The following is a 16,961-nucleotide window of genomic DNA, read 5'->3' as shown; positions in this document are numbered from 1 at the left end:
TCAAAAAGAAAGGCGGACAAATTGTCCGCCGAATGGTTAGCAATATTTGCTGTCCGAGTAAAAAAACAGATTAACGTAAAAATGCCGGAATATTTTTTTCGTATTCACTGATGGCATCTTCGTGTTGTAACGTCAAACCGATGTTATCCAAGCCGTTTAACAAACAATGACGGCGGAATTCATCCAGTTCAAAGTGATAGACTTTGTCACCTACAGTGACGGTCATCGCTTCCAAATCCACATGGATTTGTTTGCCTTCATTTGCCCACACCCATTGGAAGATTTCTTCCACTTCTTCTTCGCTTAAACGAATCGGTAACATGTGGTTATTTAAGCTGTTGTTGTAGAAAATATCCGCAAAACTTGGTGCGATCATCACTTTGAAACCGTAATCGGCTAATGCCCAAGGCGCGTGTTCACGAGAAGAACCGCAACCAAGGTTTTTACGTGCTAATAAAATGGTCGCGCCTTGATATTGTGGATAATTTAACACAAAATCTGGATTTGGCTTGGTGCCTTCTACATCCAAATAACGCCATTCATGGAATAAGTGTTTGCCGAAACCTACGCGCGTAATCGCTTGTAAAAATTGTTTTGGAATAATCGCATCCGTATCCACGTTTGCTGCATCCAATGGCACTACTAAGCCTGAAAGTTGTTTAAATCCTGCCATTTTCTGCTCCTTAGTTTAATGTTACGTCACGAATATCAACGAATTTACCGAACATTCCCGCTGCGGCAGCCATGGCAGGACTCACCAAGTGAGTACGACCGTTACGACCTTGGCGACCTTCAAAGTTACGGTTTGAAGTAGAAGCACAACGTTCCCATTCGCCTAAACGGTCATCGTTCATCCCTAAACACATGGAACAGCCCGGATTACGCCATTCAGCGCCAGCTTCGATAAAGATTTTATCCAAGCCTTCTTTTTCTGCTTGTTCTTTCACTAAGCCGGAACCTGGCACGACTAAAATACGTTTTACATTATCGGCTTTTTTGCGGCCTTTCATGACAGCCGCTGCCGCACGTAAATCTTCGATACGAGCATTAGTACAAGAACCGATAAAGACTTGATCTACAGGGATATCTTTTAAATCAGTGTTAGCGTCTAAGCCAATATAATTCAAGGCTTTTTCTGCTGAAGCACGAGTCACCGGATCGGTCATTTCTGCTGGGTTTGGCACTGGCTGATCGATACCGATTACTTGGCCTGGGTTTGTTCCCCAAGTTACCTGTGGTGCAATGTCTTTGGCTTCTAATGTGATGACCGTGTCAAATTTTGCATCATCATCGGATTTTAAGGTTTTCCAATAAGCAACAGCATCATCCCAATCTTTACCTTTTGGTGCATGTGGACGACCTTTTAAGTATTCGAAAGTCGTTTCATCTGGTGCGATTAAGCCGGCTTTGGCACCCATTTCTATTGCCATATTACAAACGGTCATACGGCCTTCCATAGAAAGGTCACGAATGGCTTCACCACAGAATTCCACCACATGACCTGTACCGCCTGCCATGGTGGTTTTACCGATAATGGCAAGAATAATGTCTTTTGCGGTAATGCCTGGCGCCACTTTGCCACGCACTTCAATTTTCATATTTTTCGCACGAGCTTGTTTTAAGGTTTGAGTGGCTAATACGTGTTCAACTTCAGATGTACCAATACCAAATGCTAAGGCGCCGAATGCCCCGTGCGTTGCAGTATGGGAGTCACCACACACGATAGTCATACCTGGTAAGGTTAAGCCTTGTTCAGGCCCCATGACATGCACAATACCTTGTTCTTTGGTGGTCATGTCGAATAATTGAATACCGGTCGCCTTCGTGTTTTTTGCGAGCTCCAATACTTGAATTTTCGCTTGGCCTTCAAGTTTGTTCACATCACGTACTTGAGTAGAAATACTGTGATCCATGGTACCGAAAGTTTTACTGACTTGACGTACTTGGCGGCCTGCTACACGTAAACCATCAAAGGCTTGTGGGCTGGTCACTTCATGGATTAAATGACGGTTAATATACAAAATCGGCGTTTCGCCTTCAGCTTCGTATACCACGTGGGCATCGAATAATTTTTCGTAAAGAGTTTTTGCCATAATTTTTCTCAATTCGTTAGAGTAGTAAGTGCGGTCAAATTTTAGGGTGTTTTTAAACCGCACTTTCATTGTTTTTATTAGATTGCGTTAGCGATTAACGTACCCATTTCCGCAGTTGAAACAGGGGTAGAATCATCAGCTAAATCACCGGTACGGTGACCATTTGCTAGGACTTTTTGTACCGCATTTTCAATCGCATCTGCGGCATCATTTAAGTTGAAGCTGTAACGCAACATCATCGCGGCAGAAAGAATTTGTGCGATTGGGTTAGCAATGCCTTTGCCTGCGATATCTGGTGCAGAACCGCCAGCCGGTTCATATAAACCGAAACCTTCTTCGTTTAAGCTAGCAGATGGCAACATCCCCATAGAACCCGTGATCATCGCCGCTTCATCAGAAATAATATCGCCAAAAATGTTAGAGCAGAGGAGTACATCGAAAGACTCAGGCGCTTTGATTAATTGCATGGTCGCGTTGTCGATATAAATGTGATCTAAGGTGACTTCAGGGTAGTCTTTCGCCACTTCAGTTACGGTTTCACGCCATAAGATTGAGGCTTGTAGTACGTTAGCTTTATCCACAGAAGTCACATGTTTATGACGTTTCATTGCCGCATCAAAAGCCGCACGTGCAATGCGTTCGATTTCATATTTGTAATAAACTTCAGTATCGAATGCTTTGGTTTGTGCACCTTCACCTTCACGGCCTTTAGGCTGACCGAAATAAATCCCGCCCGTTAATTCACGCACAACCACCATATCAAATCCTTTCGCTGCAATATCTGCACGTAATGGACAGAATTTTTCTAAACCTTTATAAAGGGTAGCAGGACGAAGATTGCAGAATAATTTGAAATGTTTACGCAATGGTAATAATGCACCGCGTTCTGGTTGTTGATCCGGAGGTAAATTTGTCCATTTAGGGCCACCTACAGAACCAAACAAAATTGCATCAGCATCATCACAACCTTTTAAGGTTTCGGCTGGTAGTGGGCAACCACAATGATCAATTGCAGCACCACCCACATAAAACTCGTTAAAGTTAAGTTTGAAACAGAATTTTTCTTGGACTTTGTTTAATACTTTAATGGCTTCAGCCATCACTTCTGGACCAATACCGTCTCCTGGTAGAACAGCGATGTTGTATGATTGCATATTATTTTTCCTATTTCTTTCACACTAAAGTGCGGTTAATTTTCTCCCCTCTTTTGTAAAGAGGGGCTGGGGGGAGATTTTAATGATATAAAATTCACTGCTGAGGTTTATGTTACTTCTGCCAAATCTCCCCTAACCCCTCTTTGCTAAAGAGCGGGATTGGGTTAATGATGTTTATGATTTTTAATATCTGCCACCTTATGCGCGCGATAAATCGCGTTGATCGCGTGAACTAAGGCAAGGGCTGATGATTCAACAATGTCAGTAGCCAAACCAACACCGTGGAATTTACGGCCTTCATGTTCTACCACAATATCCACCTGACCTAAGGCTTCGGCACCTTCGCCTTTCGCGGTTAAATTATAGTGAGACATTTTGATTTCTAAGCCAGTTAAGTTCAAGATGGCATTGTAAACCGCATCGACAGGACCGTTCCCCCCAATTGACGACGTGCTTAATTTATTGCCATCCAATTCCACTTGAACAAAAGCGGTTGCTGGATATTCTTTAGTGGAGTGTGCCGAAAGTTTATCTAATACTAAACGATCTTCATCACCTTGTTGCATGTCGATAAACGCTAACGCTTCCAAGTCATAATCGAACACTTGGCCTTTTTTATCTGCTAATTTTAAGAAGGCTTCATACAATTTATCCAAATCGTAATCTTGTTCGGTGTAGCCCATATCTGCCATGTGGCCTTTCACGGCAGCGCGACCAGAACGTGCGGTTAAGTTTAATTTCTCTTTCTTCAAGCCAATGGTTTCCGGCGACATGATTTCGTAGGTATTTTTGTTTTTCAACATACCATCTTGGTGAATACCAGAAGAGTGAGCAAAAGCATTTGAACCCACAATCGCTTTATTTGGCTGAATTGGCATATTACAAAGTTGGCTCACCATTTGGCTGACACGGTGAATTTCTTGCGTGTTGATACGTGTATCCACGCCCATAAATTCTTGGCGAACTTTCATTGCCATCACGACTTCTTCAAGTGATGTATTACCCGCACGTTCACCGATGCCGTTTACGGTACATTCAATTTGGCGAGCACCATTTTGTACTGCGGTTAAGGAGTTAGCCGTTGCCATACCTAAGTCATTGTGGCAGTGCACAGAAATGATTGCTTTATCAATATTTGGCACGCGGTTACGTACTTGAGCAATGATATTGCCGTATTCATTTGGTAAGCAGAAACCAACGGTATCTGGAATGTTTACGGTGGTTGCCCCCGCATTGATTGCCGCTTCAACAATACGACAGATATTATCGATGCCCGTACGACCTGCATCTTCGCAAGAAAATTCCACATCATCCGTGTAGTTACGTGCACGTTTTACCGCGGCTACAGCCATTTCAACGACATCATCAAAGGTACGTTTTAATTTGGCTTCAACGTGTAATGCGGAGCTCGCGATAAAGGTGTGAATACGGAACGCTTCCGCGACTTTTAAGGCTTCGTAAGCCGCATCGATATCTTTATTTACCGCACGGGAAAGTGCCGCAACACGACTATTTTTGATATGACGCGCGATAGTTTGAACAGATTCAAAATCGCCTTGAGAAGAAACCGGGAAACCCACTTCCATCACATCCACACCTAAACGTTCAAGCGCCAAAGCAATTTGTAACTTTTCTTTTACGGTTAAGCTTGCTTTTAATGCTTGTTCTCCATCACGCAAGGTGGTATCAAAAATAATAACGCGATCTGACATAATAATTTCCTTCTGTTGTCACTCAAAGTGCGGTCGCTTTTAGCACTGTTTTTGAAACAAAAAAACCCGCAATCTTGAAAGTGCGGGTTGATAATAGATCTTTTACATAAAGGTGTTTTTTATCCACAACTTAGCCGCACAAAGAATGTGAGAGCAGAAGGTTGAGAGATAAAGAAACAACTTGGTACATAAAAAAGATAATCCTATAAAAAATTCTGTAAAACGATGTTCATATTACGGATAAAAGTTTTGCTGTCAAACCATTTTTTAGTGATTTATATTTTGAATCAATATATTCGTGTTGTTGTAAAAGTTTATTATTCTAAATATAGAACGGTATACAGAGTTTATCGCTAAAAAGATCTTTAATAGAGCCATTTTTATACTACTTTACTCATTATTTTTGGTATGCAGATTTTTTCTAAAATTTTTTCTCTTTTTGCGATCTGAATCGCAAAATTAAGACAAATCTTTCATTTTTTGACACCAATCTCATCATAATTCTCTTTTTAAAGGAGAGAATAAATGAGCGATTTTGCGTCGATTTTATTGCGGTTGTCGCAAGTGCCCAAATTGGGCAGTGTGCGAATTCAACAAATTCTGGTCCATGTAGGTATAGAAGACTTATTAAATTATGATGAAGTTGCATTTCAACAAATAGGCTGGAATGCTTTGCAGATTCGTCGCTGGTTTCAGCCTGAAATGAAATTCATTGAGCCTGCTTTGAGTTGGGCCGAAAAAGAAGGGCATCATTTAATTCACTGTTTTTCAGATGAGTATCCTTTTTTACTTAAACAAATTAGTGGTTTTCCGCCCTTATTATTTGTGAAAGGCAATTTGACCGCACTTTCTGCTCAACAAATCGCCATGGTTGGGAGCCGCTATTGTTCAGCTTATGGGGAATATTGGGCAAAATATTTTGCGACAGAACTTTCTCTTGCAGGTTTGACGGTGACGAGTGGGCTTGCATTAGGTATTGATGGATTTAGTCATCAAGCTGTGGTGGATATTCAAGGACAGACCATTGCCGTATTGGGCAGTGGATTAGAGCATATTTATCCTGCTAAACACCGACGATTAGCGGATCAAATTATCGAGAATAACGGCGCGTTAGTTTCTGAATTTATCCCTACGCAAGCACCGATTGCTGAAAATTTTCCTCGTCGTAATCGCATTATCAGCGGGCTTTCATTAGGAACGTTAGTCATTGAAGCGACAGAGAAAAGCGGTTCATTGATTACGGCGCGTTATGCCTTGGAACAAAATCGCGATATTTTTGCGCTGCCGGGGAATATTCAAAGTGAATACAGTCAAGGCTGCCATAAATTGATTAAGCAAGGGGCGATGTTGGTGGAAAATGTCAAAGATATTTTAGATAGCCTCAACCATAGTGTTGTTTTTCAGCCGCCAGTACATACGCCAATCAATCAGTCGGTGGTTCAACCACTTACTGCCAAAATGCCTACAGTGGAGCCGAGTCATCCTGAACTTTATCAATATATTACTTATACACCGATAAGTCTTGATGATTTATCTGCAGCATTGAATTTGCCGGTAGATTTGCTTTTAGTGCAGTTATTAGATTTGGAGTTACAAGATTTAATCGTCAATGAGAATGGACTCTATAAACGGATAGCATAAACGGGGTGGAGCGATGAGGCAATCCTGTGCTAAGATACGGTTCAGTTTTAGAAAGGAGAACCTATGTTAGCCATTATTTCCCCGGCAAAAACCTTAGATTTTGAAAGTGCGGTCAGAAATCTTCCTGTTTCTCAACCGCACTTGACGGATTATAGTGAGCAACTGATTGAAATCTGTCGTCAATTATCTCCCCAAGATCTTTCTTCCTTAATGTCGATCAGCGACAAGCTTGCAGGATTAAATGCCGCTCGCTTTGCAGAATGGACAAAATCTCACAACGAAAAAAATTCACGCGCGGCCATTTGGGCATTCAAAGGTGATGTTTACACCGGGTTAGATGCAGATAGTTTATCTGATGAAGATATACAATTCGCGCAACGCCATTTACGTATGCTTTCCGGCTTATATGGCTTACTTAAACCCCTCGATTTAATGCAGCCTTACCGCTTGGAAATGGGCACAAAGCTAGCGAATCCAAAAGGGAAAGATCTTTATGCTTTTTGGGGTAACATCATCACTCAATCCGTACAACAAGCACTTGATGAGCAAGGCGATCGTATTTTGATCAATTTAGCTTCTGATGAATACTATAAATCAGTAAAAGAAAGCCAATTAGAGGCACAGATTGTGAAGCCTGTTTTCTTAGATAATAAGAATGGCAAATACAAAGTGGTTAGCTTTTATGCGAAAAAGCCCGTGGTTTAATGTGTCGTTTTATCATTCAAAATCGTTTGGAACGTGTTGAACAACTGAAAGAGTTTGACCTTGGTGGTTATTGGTTTGATTCAGCATCCTCAACTGAAAAAGAATTTGTATTTAAGCGAGATATCAATGAATAAATTCCTGGTTATATTGACCGCACTTTTACTCTCAGGTTGTGCGGCAAAAGTGAGTCAGCTTCAAACACCTGAAAAAATTGAATACAACGGCAAAACCTATAAACTTACAGCAAGCCAAGATTTAGATACGATTGCGCGTTATGTTTATCTTGCAGAGCCGGATACCTTGGAAAATTGGCAGTCTCAAATTGAAGTGTTGCTTGATCGTGATTTATCCCGTTCTATTGAGCAACGCGTAGCATTACGTGAGAAAGTATACCGTAATTTAGGTGTGAAAGATTTCAAAATCCTTGCGAATTCAACGAATCCGAAAAAGCCTGCCACAGAGTTAAATGGTTATGTCATTTATGCGCCGACAGAACAAAATCCGTCTTGGCAAGTGGATATAGCTAAGGGTAAAAATGTTCCGCATTGTGGCTTTGTGCAATATCAATATTCCCAAAAAGTGGAACAAGGTAAGAAATTTCAGCGTTTAAACGAAGTAAAAATTGTGAAAAACTTACAAAAGTATTTAGTTGCAAAAGAAAGCAAGACATTACAAAAAGCAGATCTTTCTTGGAAATGTGAAAGTTATTTCCATCACTAAAACTTATACTAGATCAAATTCCACGTAAATTTTAAAAATTTTTCTAGAGCAGAAATAATGGATGGTGTAATCTTGACGCCAATTATTTTTAGAGTTCAAAGTAGGTAAATATGATTAAAAAAATTGCTGTATTAACCAGTGGTGGTGATGCGCCAGGTATGAATGCTGCTATCCGTGGCGTTGTTCGTGCAGCTCTTGCAGAAGGGCTTGAAGTATTTGGGATTTATGACGGTTATCAAGGCTTATATAACAATAAAATCCAACAGTTAAACCGTTATAGTGTATCCGATATTATTAACCGTGGTGGTACATTTTTAGGCTCCGCACGTTTCCCAGAATTTAAAGATCCTGCAGTACGTGAAAAATGTGCAGAAATTTTACGTTCTCACGGTATTGATGCTTTGGTTGTTATCGGTGGTGATGGTTCTTATATGGGGGCTAAATTACTCACAGAAGAACATGGTTTCCCTTGCGTAGGCATCCCTGGCACAATTGATAACGATGTGGCTGGAACCGATTACACAATCGGTTATGAAACTGCACTGCAAACAGCAGTGGATGCGATTGACCGTTTACGTGATACCTCAAGTTCTCACCAACGTATTTCTATTGTGGAAATCATGGGCCGTCACTGTAGTGATTTAACCATTTCTGCAGGTATTGCCGGTGGTTGTGAATACATTGTGGCATCTGAAATGGAATTTAATCGTGAAGAATTAATTCGCCAAATTGAACGCAGTATTATTCGTGGAAAACGCCACGCCATCATTGCGATTACTGAGTTAATCACTGACGTGCATTCTCTCGCTCGTGAAATTGAAGCTCGTGTAGGTCATGAAACCCGTGCAACCGTATTAGGCCATATTCAACGTGGTGGTTCGCCTTGTGCCTTTGACCGTATTTTAGCTTCACGTATGGGCGTATATGCGGTAGATATATTGCTACAAGGCAAAGGTGGCTACTGTGTGGGTATTCAAAACGAAAAATTAGTTCACCATGATATTATTGATGCAATCAACAATATGCGTCGTGAATTTAAAGCAGATTGGTTAGAAATGGCTAAACGCTTAGAATAATCTTTGTAAGGTTATTTAAAATAAAAGAAATCGGGCTAAAGCAATCATTGTTTTAGCCCGATTTTTATCTGTTTAGATTAAGCTTTTAGTGTATTTCTCTTACGCTGCAAAATTAAAAAACGACAATCATAGGGATTATCCGCATCCGCTTGGCGATATTCTTCAAACTCGATGTTCCATTCAGACCAATTAATTTCAGGGAAGAAGGTATCGCCGTCAATGTCTGCTTGAATTTGCGTGAGGTATAATTTATCTGCTTTAGGTAAATATTGTTTGAATAACTCGCCGCCGCCAAGCAACATAATTTCATCAAATTCTTTGACAAAATCGACCGCACTTTCAAAATTCTCTTTCCAGATGACACCTTCATGTTCGTAAGGCGTGCGTGAAAGGACGATATTGGTACGTTTAGGCAATGGGCGACCGATGCTTTCAAAGGTTTTACGGCCCATAATGACCGGTTTGCCTGTGGTGTTTTTACGAAACCTGGCTAAATCGGCAGGTAAGTGCCAAGGCATTTGATTATCTTTTCCGATGACGTTATTTTTTGTTGTCGCAACGATCAAACTTAATGTCATATTTTCTATCCTATTTTTCTTTTTTTGCACTATTATATCATAGCTATTCACAAAATCTGTATATGAGGTTGGATTTTTCGTGATTTTTATTAATTTTAGTGCTAATTTAACCGCACTTTTCTATTTTTTCACTGAGGATAAACTATGTCGGCAAATCGCAAAACAATCGTCGTAAAATTTGGTACTAGCACATTAACGCATGGTTCCCCAAAATTGAATGCACCACATATGGTCGATATTGTTCGCCAGATTGCCCAACTTCATCAAGCAGGTTTTCGTGTAGTGATTGTGACATCAGGTGCAATTGCCGCTGGACGACATTATTTAAATCATCCTCAACTTCCTCCAACCATTGCGTCAAAACAGCTTCTAGCCGCAGTAGGGCAGAGTCAGCTTATCCAAGCCTGGGAAAAATTATTTGCGATTTATGATATTCATATTGGACAAATTTTATTAACTCGTGCCGATATTGAGGATCGTGAACGTTTTTTAAATGCGCGCGATACATTACATGCGCTGTTGGACAATCACATTATTCCAGTGATTAATGAGAATGATGCGGTGGCAACGGCTGAGATTAAAGTAGGGGATAACGATAACTTATCGGCGCTAGTCGCGATTTTAGTGCAAGCGGAACAACTTTATTTATTAACGGATCAACAAGGCTTATATGAAAGCGATCCTCGTAAAAATCCAGATGCGAAATTGATTCCAGTGGTTGAGCAAATTACCGACCATATTCGTTCGATTGCAGGCGGTAGCGGTACAAACCTTGGTACTGGCGGGATGAGTACAAAAATTATTGCAGCAGATGTGGCAACGCGTTCAGGTATTGAGACCATTATTGCGCCAGGTAGTCGCCCAGATGTCATTGTGGATTTGGCTTACGATAAACCAATTGGCACGAAATTTATTGCTCATCACTCAGATCGTCTAGAAAGTCGTAAACAGTGGTTATTTGCTGCACCATCAGCAGGAATGCTGACGATTGATGAAGGCGCTGAAAATGCTATGTTAGTACAGAATAAATCGTTGCTGCCAGCAGGGATTACGGCTGTGGAAGGGCGTTTCTCACGTGGTGAAGTCGTCAAAATTAAGAATACCTCAGGTAAAGTGATTGCACTCGGTATGCCTCGTTATAACAGCGATGCGTTGGAATTAATCAAAGGGAAAAAATCCCAAGAAATTGAACAAATTCTTGGTTATGAGTACGGTGCAGTTGCATTACATCGTGATGACATGATTGTGCTATAGCTTAAAATAGAAATCGGATCTCTTATATTTTCTGAACCTTCCTTTTATTTTGTCGGTCTATAGAACCATAAAAAGGGCAATAGCCCGATATTAAGTAGTAAAAGGAGACAACATGAGATTAATAGCGACCGTTTTAGCTGTTGGGCTATTAAGTGCTTGTACGCAGGGCTATTATGTGAAACATCGTAGCCCCATTTCAGTGAGCAAACACGTAAAACGTTTAAATACGACGGCTTGTCATGATAAAGATGACTGGTATTTAGATGGTTATCGTGTCGGAAAAGATTTCCAAGCGCAAAGCCAATCTCAATTGAATAAACGAATTAATTATTGTGGCCGACGTGTACCTGAAGAGCTAAGAACCGCATGGTTTAATGGTTTTGATGCAGGCTCAAATGGCGTTCAGATTGATATAGAGGGTTATGATGAGGATGCTCTCTTAACCTATGATTATGACGATGATGATCGTTATAGTGAAGATGAAGAAGAATAAAAAAAAGTGCGGTTAAAATTGATCTGACCCCAAAAAGTTAGACTGTTATTTAAAGGATTGTTTTCGATATTGTATCGGACTCAGTCCTTTTAATTTTAGTTGAATCCGTCGATGATTATAGTAATCCAAATAATCCCTGACAGCATCAACTATCTCTTCTTTTGTTTTAAATTCCCGACCATAAAAACATTCCGTTTTTAATCGCCCAAAGAAACTTTCCATTGTGGCGTTATCTAAGCAATTCCCTTTTCTCGACATACTTTGAATGATGCCATGTTCAGCCAAGATTCGACGATAAGCTACCATTTGATATTGCCATCCCTGGTCTGAATGCAAAATGACACCACAAGCTTTATTTAATCCTTTGACGGCTTGCATTAACATGTCCTCTACTTTCGCCCAGTTTAGGGAATAGCTGAGATTATAGTAGACTACCTCATTGTTAAATAAGTCTAAAATTGGAGATAAATAGACTTTACTCCCATCTTTCGCCTTAAACTCGGTGATATCAGTTACCCATTTTTGTTTCGGGGCCGTTGTACTAAAATCGCGTTCAAGATGATTCGGTGCAATCCCCCCTATCGTGCCTCGATAGGTCGTAAATTTCTTGCTTTTTCTTGACCGCACTTGAAGCCCAAGTGTCTGCATTAAACGTTGGACTTTTTTATGATTCATGCCTAGCAAGCTGGCATGAACACGTCGGTAGCCATAATCAGGATGATTGGCTTTGATGCGTTTAATGGCCTTTTTCAACAACTCATCCTTATCCGGTTTAATTTGAAGTTTCGCAAAAAACGTACTACGCGCTAACTGTGCAAAGCCTAAAAGCCATTTTAACGGATAGCGTGTTCTTAACCTTTGGATAATCTCCGTTGCTCGGCTTCGTCCTGAAGTCTGAGCCTTCTCAACTCCTTTAGGTAGGCCACCTCCGCTTCAAGCTGTAAAATTCTCAGGCGTAAACGGTCTTCTTCAGTTTTGGGTGGTGGTGGCATTTTTGCATATTTGGGTTTCATTGGCGGTCGTCCTGATGGTTTACGGGGAATAAGTCCTTTTATGCCACTTTTTTCAAACCGTTTCAACCATCTCCCGACTAGGGCGTTGGAAGGAATATTGTAAAAACGCGCGGCTTCCCTAATACTCATTTTCTCATTCAAAATAGGTTGAAGAACCTGTAATTTAAATTCGATTGTGTAGTGTTTACCCATAAAAAATCTGCACCTCAATTGTTGGTTTGTTGAGTCCAACTTTTGGGGTGCAGATCAAAATTAACCGCACTTTTTCGTTTTAAAGGATATCGAGTAATTCGACTTCAAACACTAAGGTTGAGAATGGTGGGATAGATGCACCCGCACCACGTTCGCCGTAAGCCAGTTCGTGTGGAAGAGTGAGTTTCCATTTAGAACCAACCGGCATCATTTGTAATGCTTCAACCCAACCACGAATTACGCCATTTACTGGGAATTCAGCTGGTGTGCCACGAGCAACCGAACTGTCGAATATGGTACCATCTGGTAATGTACCTGTGTAGTGAACACGTACTTTGTCCGTTGCAGATGGTTTGTTACCGTTACCTTCGGTTAAAATTTCGTATTGTAAACCGCTATCAGTCACGTTTACGCCTGCTTTTTTCGCGTTTTCTTCTAAGATTTTTTTACCTTCTTCTTCAATCGCTTTAAATTGCGCTTGTTGTGCTTCAGCCGCTTGTTGTTGAAGTGCTTGAACAGAGTGCATTAAATCATTAATTTCTAATGCAGGTTGATTGCGGTTTAACGCATCGAAAATGCCTTTTGCTACCGCTTCAACAGAAATATCCATTTGGCTATCTGCTAATTGTTGGCCGATTTGTAAACCGATACCGTAGCTGCCTTTTTCAGAAATACTTTCTAATTTTACTTGTTCAAAAATTTGAGCTGTCATTGTTTTTCCCTTTGTTGTAAAACTATTTTTTCAATGCCAAGATTTCACCCATGCGAACAGGTTCATCAACACTTAAATGATCGGCAATTTTCACTTGACCGGCTTGGAATAAATTAATCACGGTAGAACCAAGTTGGAACCAACCCATTTCTTGACCCTTGCTTAATTTAACCGCACTTTCACCTTCATAAGTCCACTCTTTCACTTCGTTATGACGTGGCGGATTAATAACACCAGCCCAAACAGTGCCGATACTCGCAGTGATTGTTGCTCCCACTAAGATTTGTACCATGGTGCCGAATTCAGTATCAAAGACACAAATCACACGCTCATTACGTGCAAAGAGGTTCGGCACATGTTTCGCTAAAAATGGATTGACGGAGAATAAATCACCCGGCACGTAAATCATTTTGCGAAGTGTACCATCACATGGCATATGTACACGGTGATAATCACGTGGTGATAAATAAGTGGTGATGAATTCCCCATTTTTAAAGGTCTCGGTTAAATCTTTATCTTCCGCTAATAAATCATTTAAGCTGAAAAAGTGACCTTTTGCTTGTAATAGACGATCATCGTCAATGTGTCCACATTCACTTACACGGCCATCCGCAGGGCAACAAAGTGCGGTTGGATTTTGGTTAATTGGTCGTGCATTTTCTTTTAATGGACGGATAAAGAATTCATTAAAACTGGCGTAATCACTGAATTTTTCTTTTTCAGCAATGCTCATATCAATGTTGTATTTTTTTGTAAACGCTTTAATCACAAAATGTGTCATTGCGCCCCATTTTTGTTTAGCTAACCAACCTGCTGCTTGTGTCATATAGATTTGTGGCATCACATATTGAAATGCAACTTTTAGGCGTTGCCAATAAGAAATTGGGTTCATTGATTTCTCCGATAAGATTAAAAAGTTGGGCGATTATAACAACTTATTTCACTTGTGCAATGTTAGCCAATATTTTTGCGCAAGATGAAAGCAAGAAGCCGACATTTGCCGGCTTCTTTTTGTATTTATAAAATCATTTTGACCAATTTGTCTGCCTGAATCCGAGCAAACTTCTTCAACAGTTTTTGCACCGGTTCAGGATATTGCGTCAATTCTTCTAATTCAGAATAATCTTGCAATACTTTGGTATGTTGGAGGATATGTGATAATTCTTTTTCCGCTTGTGACAGAAGTTCTTGTTTTGGATCGTGGATTAATAATCCATTTTCTGCATCTAAACGCCATGCACGAGGATTCAGATTGTTCCCTGTTAAAAGAATATACTGATTGTCCACCCAAACACCTTTGAGGTGATAAGTGTTATCGCCATCTTTCCATAAACGCACCGTTAAATGGCCATTTTTAATGTAAGCATCAAATTTCTCGCAGAAACGACGAAGATTGCTTTCATATAAATAAGGTAATGCACCCGCCATTTTAAACGGCTGCTCTGGTGGAATATAGAAATCGTTCGCGACTTTATCACCCACGATAATTTCAACACGTTTTCCAAGTTCTAATAAGTGGGCAAGTTTACTTCTTAGCGTGCGAGGGAAGTTGAAATAAGGCGTACAAATCACCAATTTTTCCTGTACTTGTAAGAATAAATCTTCGATAACTTGGTTTAATTCGTTGCCTGATGCACCTAAACCAAAAAGTGGTGAAATGGTTAAAGCATCGGAAAAACCAACCGCACTTTCCAACTGATATTCAGCATGGGCAGATAAGTTTTTACGATAAGCTTTTATTGCACTGCGGATTTCTTTTGTACGAGGGCGGTTAGCCACATCTAATGGATGTACTGCACTGAAATCCAATAAATAATCATTGATGAAATTCACCATAGAATCCGCAAGTGCAGCATTGTGAATTTTTTGATAGCGGTCGTAACGGTATTTATCTTGTTGTTGTAAATACACGTTATTGATACTTGCACCGCTATAAAGGACGGTATCGTCAAATACAAAACCTTTAATATGTAATACACCGAAGACTTCGCGGGTATTAATTGGCACACCGAAGAACATATTCGGTTCATCGGGAAGTTGATAGGTTTGGCGTTGTTCACAATACCAATCAGCGTTAGTGGCAGATTTTTCTGCTCCGAGTAAATTGCGTTGTCCGCGATGCCAATCCACTAAAATTTTCACATCCAATTCAGGATGATCTTGTTTTACGCGATAAATCTCATTGAGAATTTCTTGTCCCGCTTCATCTTTTTGCCAATAAAGTGCGGTCACGTAAATACGTTTTTTAGCTTGGCGAATTAATTCTATAATTTGTGCTTTGAATTCAAGCGGACTAAACAGAAACTCAACCTGCTCTGCCTGTAAAGGAAGAAAAGGTAAATTTTTTAAATTTTGTTCTGCTCGTTTAGCTTTATTGATTAACATAATCTATCTCTACACTAAAAATTAATGCTCTAGTTTACAATATTTCCTTTGAGGATTGATAGAAAAAAGGTTTTTTTTCGTTATAATGCTCACAAATTTTCGCATTTTTTGGCGAATTATTATCCAACTTTTCCTTCGAGAAGCAAATTATGAGCAATTCACGCAAACCATCATTCCAAACAAATTCCACCAAATCTTTTCAAGAGCGTAGCCCAAAACGCGCATTTAATGACAAAGAAAGTCGCTTTGATGATCGTCGTAATAATGAAAAACGTGAGGGAAATCGACCACACTTTGATAAAAAACGGGATGATCGTAAACCTTCTCGAGGTTTCCAACAGCAAGAAGTGAGAGAGCCGAAAATTGCTGAACTTTCATTAAATAAAGCCAATGGTGAAAGTGGCTCGGTAAAAGTAACAGTAAAAAGCACTGGCGTGAGTTATAAAGCGAAAGAAAAGAAAACGGGCGCATTATCACCACGAGCACCGGAGAAAATTAAAAAGAACCGCGCTGAAGAAATGAAAGTGTATGGTGAAAATGCATGCTTAGAATTGTTTGCTGAACGTCCAGAGAGCATCGTTCGCGTATGGGCAACGGTGCAAATGGCGCATCGAATTGGCGAGATTCTCAGTTATTTAGCCGCAAATAAAAAAGTGTATCACGTGGTGGATAGTGATGAGCTAAGCTTAGTGAGCGGCACGGAGCATCATGGCGGAATTTGTATGTTAGTGAAAAAACAACGTACTTTTTCTTTGCAAGGTTATTTAGATGTACCGCGTCAAGAAGACTGTTTAGTCGTGCTTGATCAAGTCAATAATGCGCAAAACCTAGGTGGTGTTGTGCGTACTTGCGCCTTCTATGGCATTAAAAATGTGGTAACAAATCAAGTTGAACAGCTTTATGCACCGGCTGCGATGCGTGTAACTGAAGGTGGAATGGAGCATATTCGTATTTTAGAAACAGAAAGTACGGAAATTGCGTTAGAGGCTTTACGTAAGGCATGTTATCAGATTATTCATGTATCAACCAATAAACAAGGTATTGCGTTGGAACAACTCAAATTTGCAGCAAAAGTTGCATTAGTCTTGAGTGAAGGCAGTACGGATGATATTCGTGAGAAACAAGATGTAAATGTGCGTCTTTCTTTAAGTAATCCATTAAAAGCAGGATTAAATATTGCGGTAAATACAGGGATTTTATTAGCACATTGGTATGTGAAATAACCTCAAGTGC

General features: G+C 40.2%; 16 protein-coding genes and 1 pseudogene. 7 read left to right on the top strand and 10 right to left on the bottom strand.

Annotated features, from left to right (window positions below; all coding sequences use genetic code 11):
• Positions 1–70: 70 nt before the first annotated feature.
• From leuD to leuA, 4 genes are all read right to left on the bottom strand, one after another.
• On the bottom strand, positions 71–673 hold the full coding sequence (gene leuD / locus HMPREF2732_RS05100; protein WP_005696826.1) for a 3-isopropylmalate dehydratase small subunit: 603 nt from the start codon (positions 671–673) through the stop codon (positions 71–73).
• Between the two features lie 10 nt (positions 674–683).
• On the bottom strand, positions 684–2,093 hold the full coding sequence (gene leuC, locus HMPREF2732_RS05095; protein WP_046953337.1) for a 3-isopropylmalate dehydratase large subunit: 1,410 nt from the start codon (positions 2,091–2,093) through the stop codon (positions 684–686).
• 77 nt (positions 2,094–2,170) lie between these two features.
• Positions 2,171–3,247: a 3-isopropylmalate dehydrogenase gene (gene leuB / locus HMPREF2732_RS05090; RefSeq protein ID WP_070591706.1), complete on the bottom strand. Its 1,077-nt coding sequence runs from the start codon at positions 3,245–3,247 to the stop codon at positions 2,171–2,173.
• Between the two features lie 164 nt (positions 3,248–3,411).
• A complete protein-coding gene (gene leuA / locus HMPREF2732_RS05085) occupies positions 3,412–4,959 on the bottom strand; it encodes a 2-isopropylmalate synthase (RefSeq protein WP_070591703.1) in 1,548 nt (515 codons plus the stop codon).
• Between the two features lie 525 nt (positions 4,960–5,484).
• On the opposite strand from leuA, the gene dprA reads away from it, so the two are divergent.
• The 4 genes and pseudogenes from dprA (at position 5,485) to pfkA (ending at position 9,101) form a co-directional block, all read left to right on the top strand.
• Positions 5,485–6,600 carry a DNA-processing protein DprA gene (gene dprA, locus HMPREF2732_RS05080; RefSeq protein WP_070591700.1) on the top strand — a complete coding sequence of 372 codons (1,116 nt, stop codon included), beginning with the start codon at positions 5,485–5,487 and terminating at the stop codon, positions 6,598–6,600.
• A 63-nt stretch (positions 6,601–6,663) separates the two neighbouring features.
• Positions 6,664–7,439 (top strand): annotated as a pseudogene (yaaA, locus tag HMPREF2732_RS05075) (peroxide stress protein YaaA).
• Positions 7,432–8,025, top strand: coding sequence for a hypothetical protein (locus HMPREF2732_RS05070; RefSeq protein ID WP_070591698.1), 594 nt, complete (start codon positions 7,432–7,434; stop codon positions 8,023–8,025). The pseudogene yaaA and the gene HMPREF2732_RS05070 overlap by 8 nt, the downstream one beginning before the upstream one ends.
• 110 nt (positions 8,026–8,135) lie before the next feature.
• Positions 8,136–9,101 (top strand): 6-phosphofructokinase, encoded by a 966-nt coding sequence (pfkA, locus tag HMPREF2732_RS05065; RefSeq protein WP_070591696.1) that lies wholly within the window; start codon positions 8,136–8,138, stop codon positions 9,099–9,101.
• A 77-nt stretch (positions 9,102–9,178) separates the two neighbouring features.
• Here pfkA and folA read toward each other — a convergent pair whose 3' ends face one another.
• Complete coding sequence (gene folA, locus HMPREF2732_RS05060; protein ID WP_070591692.1) at positions 9,179–9,679, bottom strand: type 3 dihydrofolate reductase; 501 nt, start codon at positions 9,677–9,679, stop codon at positions 9,179–9,181.
• A 144-nt stretch (positions 9,680–9,823) separates the two neighbouring features.
• On the opposite strand from folA, the gene proB reads away from it, so the two are divergent.
• Together proB and HMPREF2732_RS05050 are read left to right on the top strand one after the other, a co-directional pair.
• The gene (gene proB, locus HMPREF2732_RS05055) at positions 9,824–10,933 is read left to right on the top strand and encodes a glutamate 5-kinase (protein WP_049368896.1); all 1,110 of its coding nucleotides are present in this window, start codon (positions 9,824–9,826) and stop codon (positions 10,931–10,933) included.
• Positions 10,934–11,045: 112 nt separating this feature from the next.
• Positions 11,046–11,426 (top strand): hypothetical protein, encoded by a 381-nt coding sequence (locus HMPREF2732_RS05050; RefSeq protein ID WP_070591690.1) that lies wholly within the window; start codon positions 11,046–11,048, stop codon positions 11,424–11,426.
• A gap of 45 nt (positions 11,427–11,471) precedes the next feature.
• Here the strand turns inward: HMPREF2732_RS05050 and HMPREF2732_RS05045 are convergent, their stop codons facing one another.
• From HMPREF2732_RS05045 to pssA, 5 genes are all read right to left on the bottom strand, one after another.
• Positions 11,472–12,290: an IS3 family transposase gene (locus HMPREF2732_RS05045; protein ID WP_261673760.1), complete on the bottom strand. Its 819-nt coding sequence runs from the start codon at positions 12,288–12,290 to the stop codon at positions 11,472–11,474.
• The gene (locus HMPREF2732_RS05040) at positions 12,278–12,631 is read right to left on the bottom strand and encodes a helix-turn-helix domain-containing protein (protein WP_070590897.1); all 354 of its coding nucleotides are present in this window, start codon (positions 12,629–12,631) and stop codon (positions 12,278–12,280) included. The genes HMPREF2732_RS05045 and HMPREF2732_RS05040 overlap by 13 nt, the downstream gene beginning before the upstream one ends.
• 79 nt (positions 12,632–12,710) lie before the next feature.
• Complete coding sequence (locus tag HMPREF2732_RS05035) at positions 12,711–13,343, bottom strand: BamJ family beta-barrel-assembly machinery protein (protein ID WP_070591687.1); 633 nt, start codon at positions 13,341–13,343, stop codon at positions 12,711–12,713.
• 22 nt (positions 13,344–13,365) lie between these two features.
• Positions 13,366–14,235 carry an archaetidylserine decarboxylase gene (gene asd, locus HMPREF2732_RS05030; RefSeq protein WP_070591684.1) on the bottom strand — a complete coding sequence of 290 codons (870 nt, stop codon included), beginning with the start codon at positions 14,233–14,235 and terminating at the stop codon, positions 13,366–13,368.
• A gap of 125 nt (positions 14,236–14,360) precedes the next feature.
• Positions 14,361–15,728: a CDP-diacylglycerol--serine O-phosphatidyltransferase gene (pssA, locus tag HMPREF2732_RS05025; protein WP_070591682.1), complete on the bottom strand. Its 1,368-nt coding sequence runs from the start codon at positions 15,726–15,728 to the stop codon at positions 14,361–14,363.
• Positions 15,729–15,877: 149 nt separating this feature from the next.
• On the opposite strand from pssA, the gene HMPREF2732_RS05020 reads away from it, so the two are divergent.
• Positions 15,878–16,951, top strand: coding sequence for a TrmH family RNA methyltransferase (locus HMPREF2732_RS05020; protein ID WP_070591679.1), 1,074 nt, complete (start codon positions 15,878–15,880; stop codon positions 16,949–16,951).
• Positions 16,952–16,961 lie beyond the last annotated feature (10 nt).

Origin of the sequence: Haemophilus sp. HMSC061E01 (genome assembly GCF_001810345.1) — a bacterium.
Classification (GTDB): domain Bacteria; phylum Pseudomonadota; class Gammaproteobacteria; order Enterobacterales; family Pasteurellaceae; genus Haemophilus_D.
This window is presented reverse-complemented; position numbering and strand designations above follow the sequence as displayed.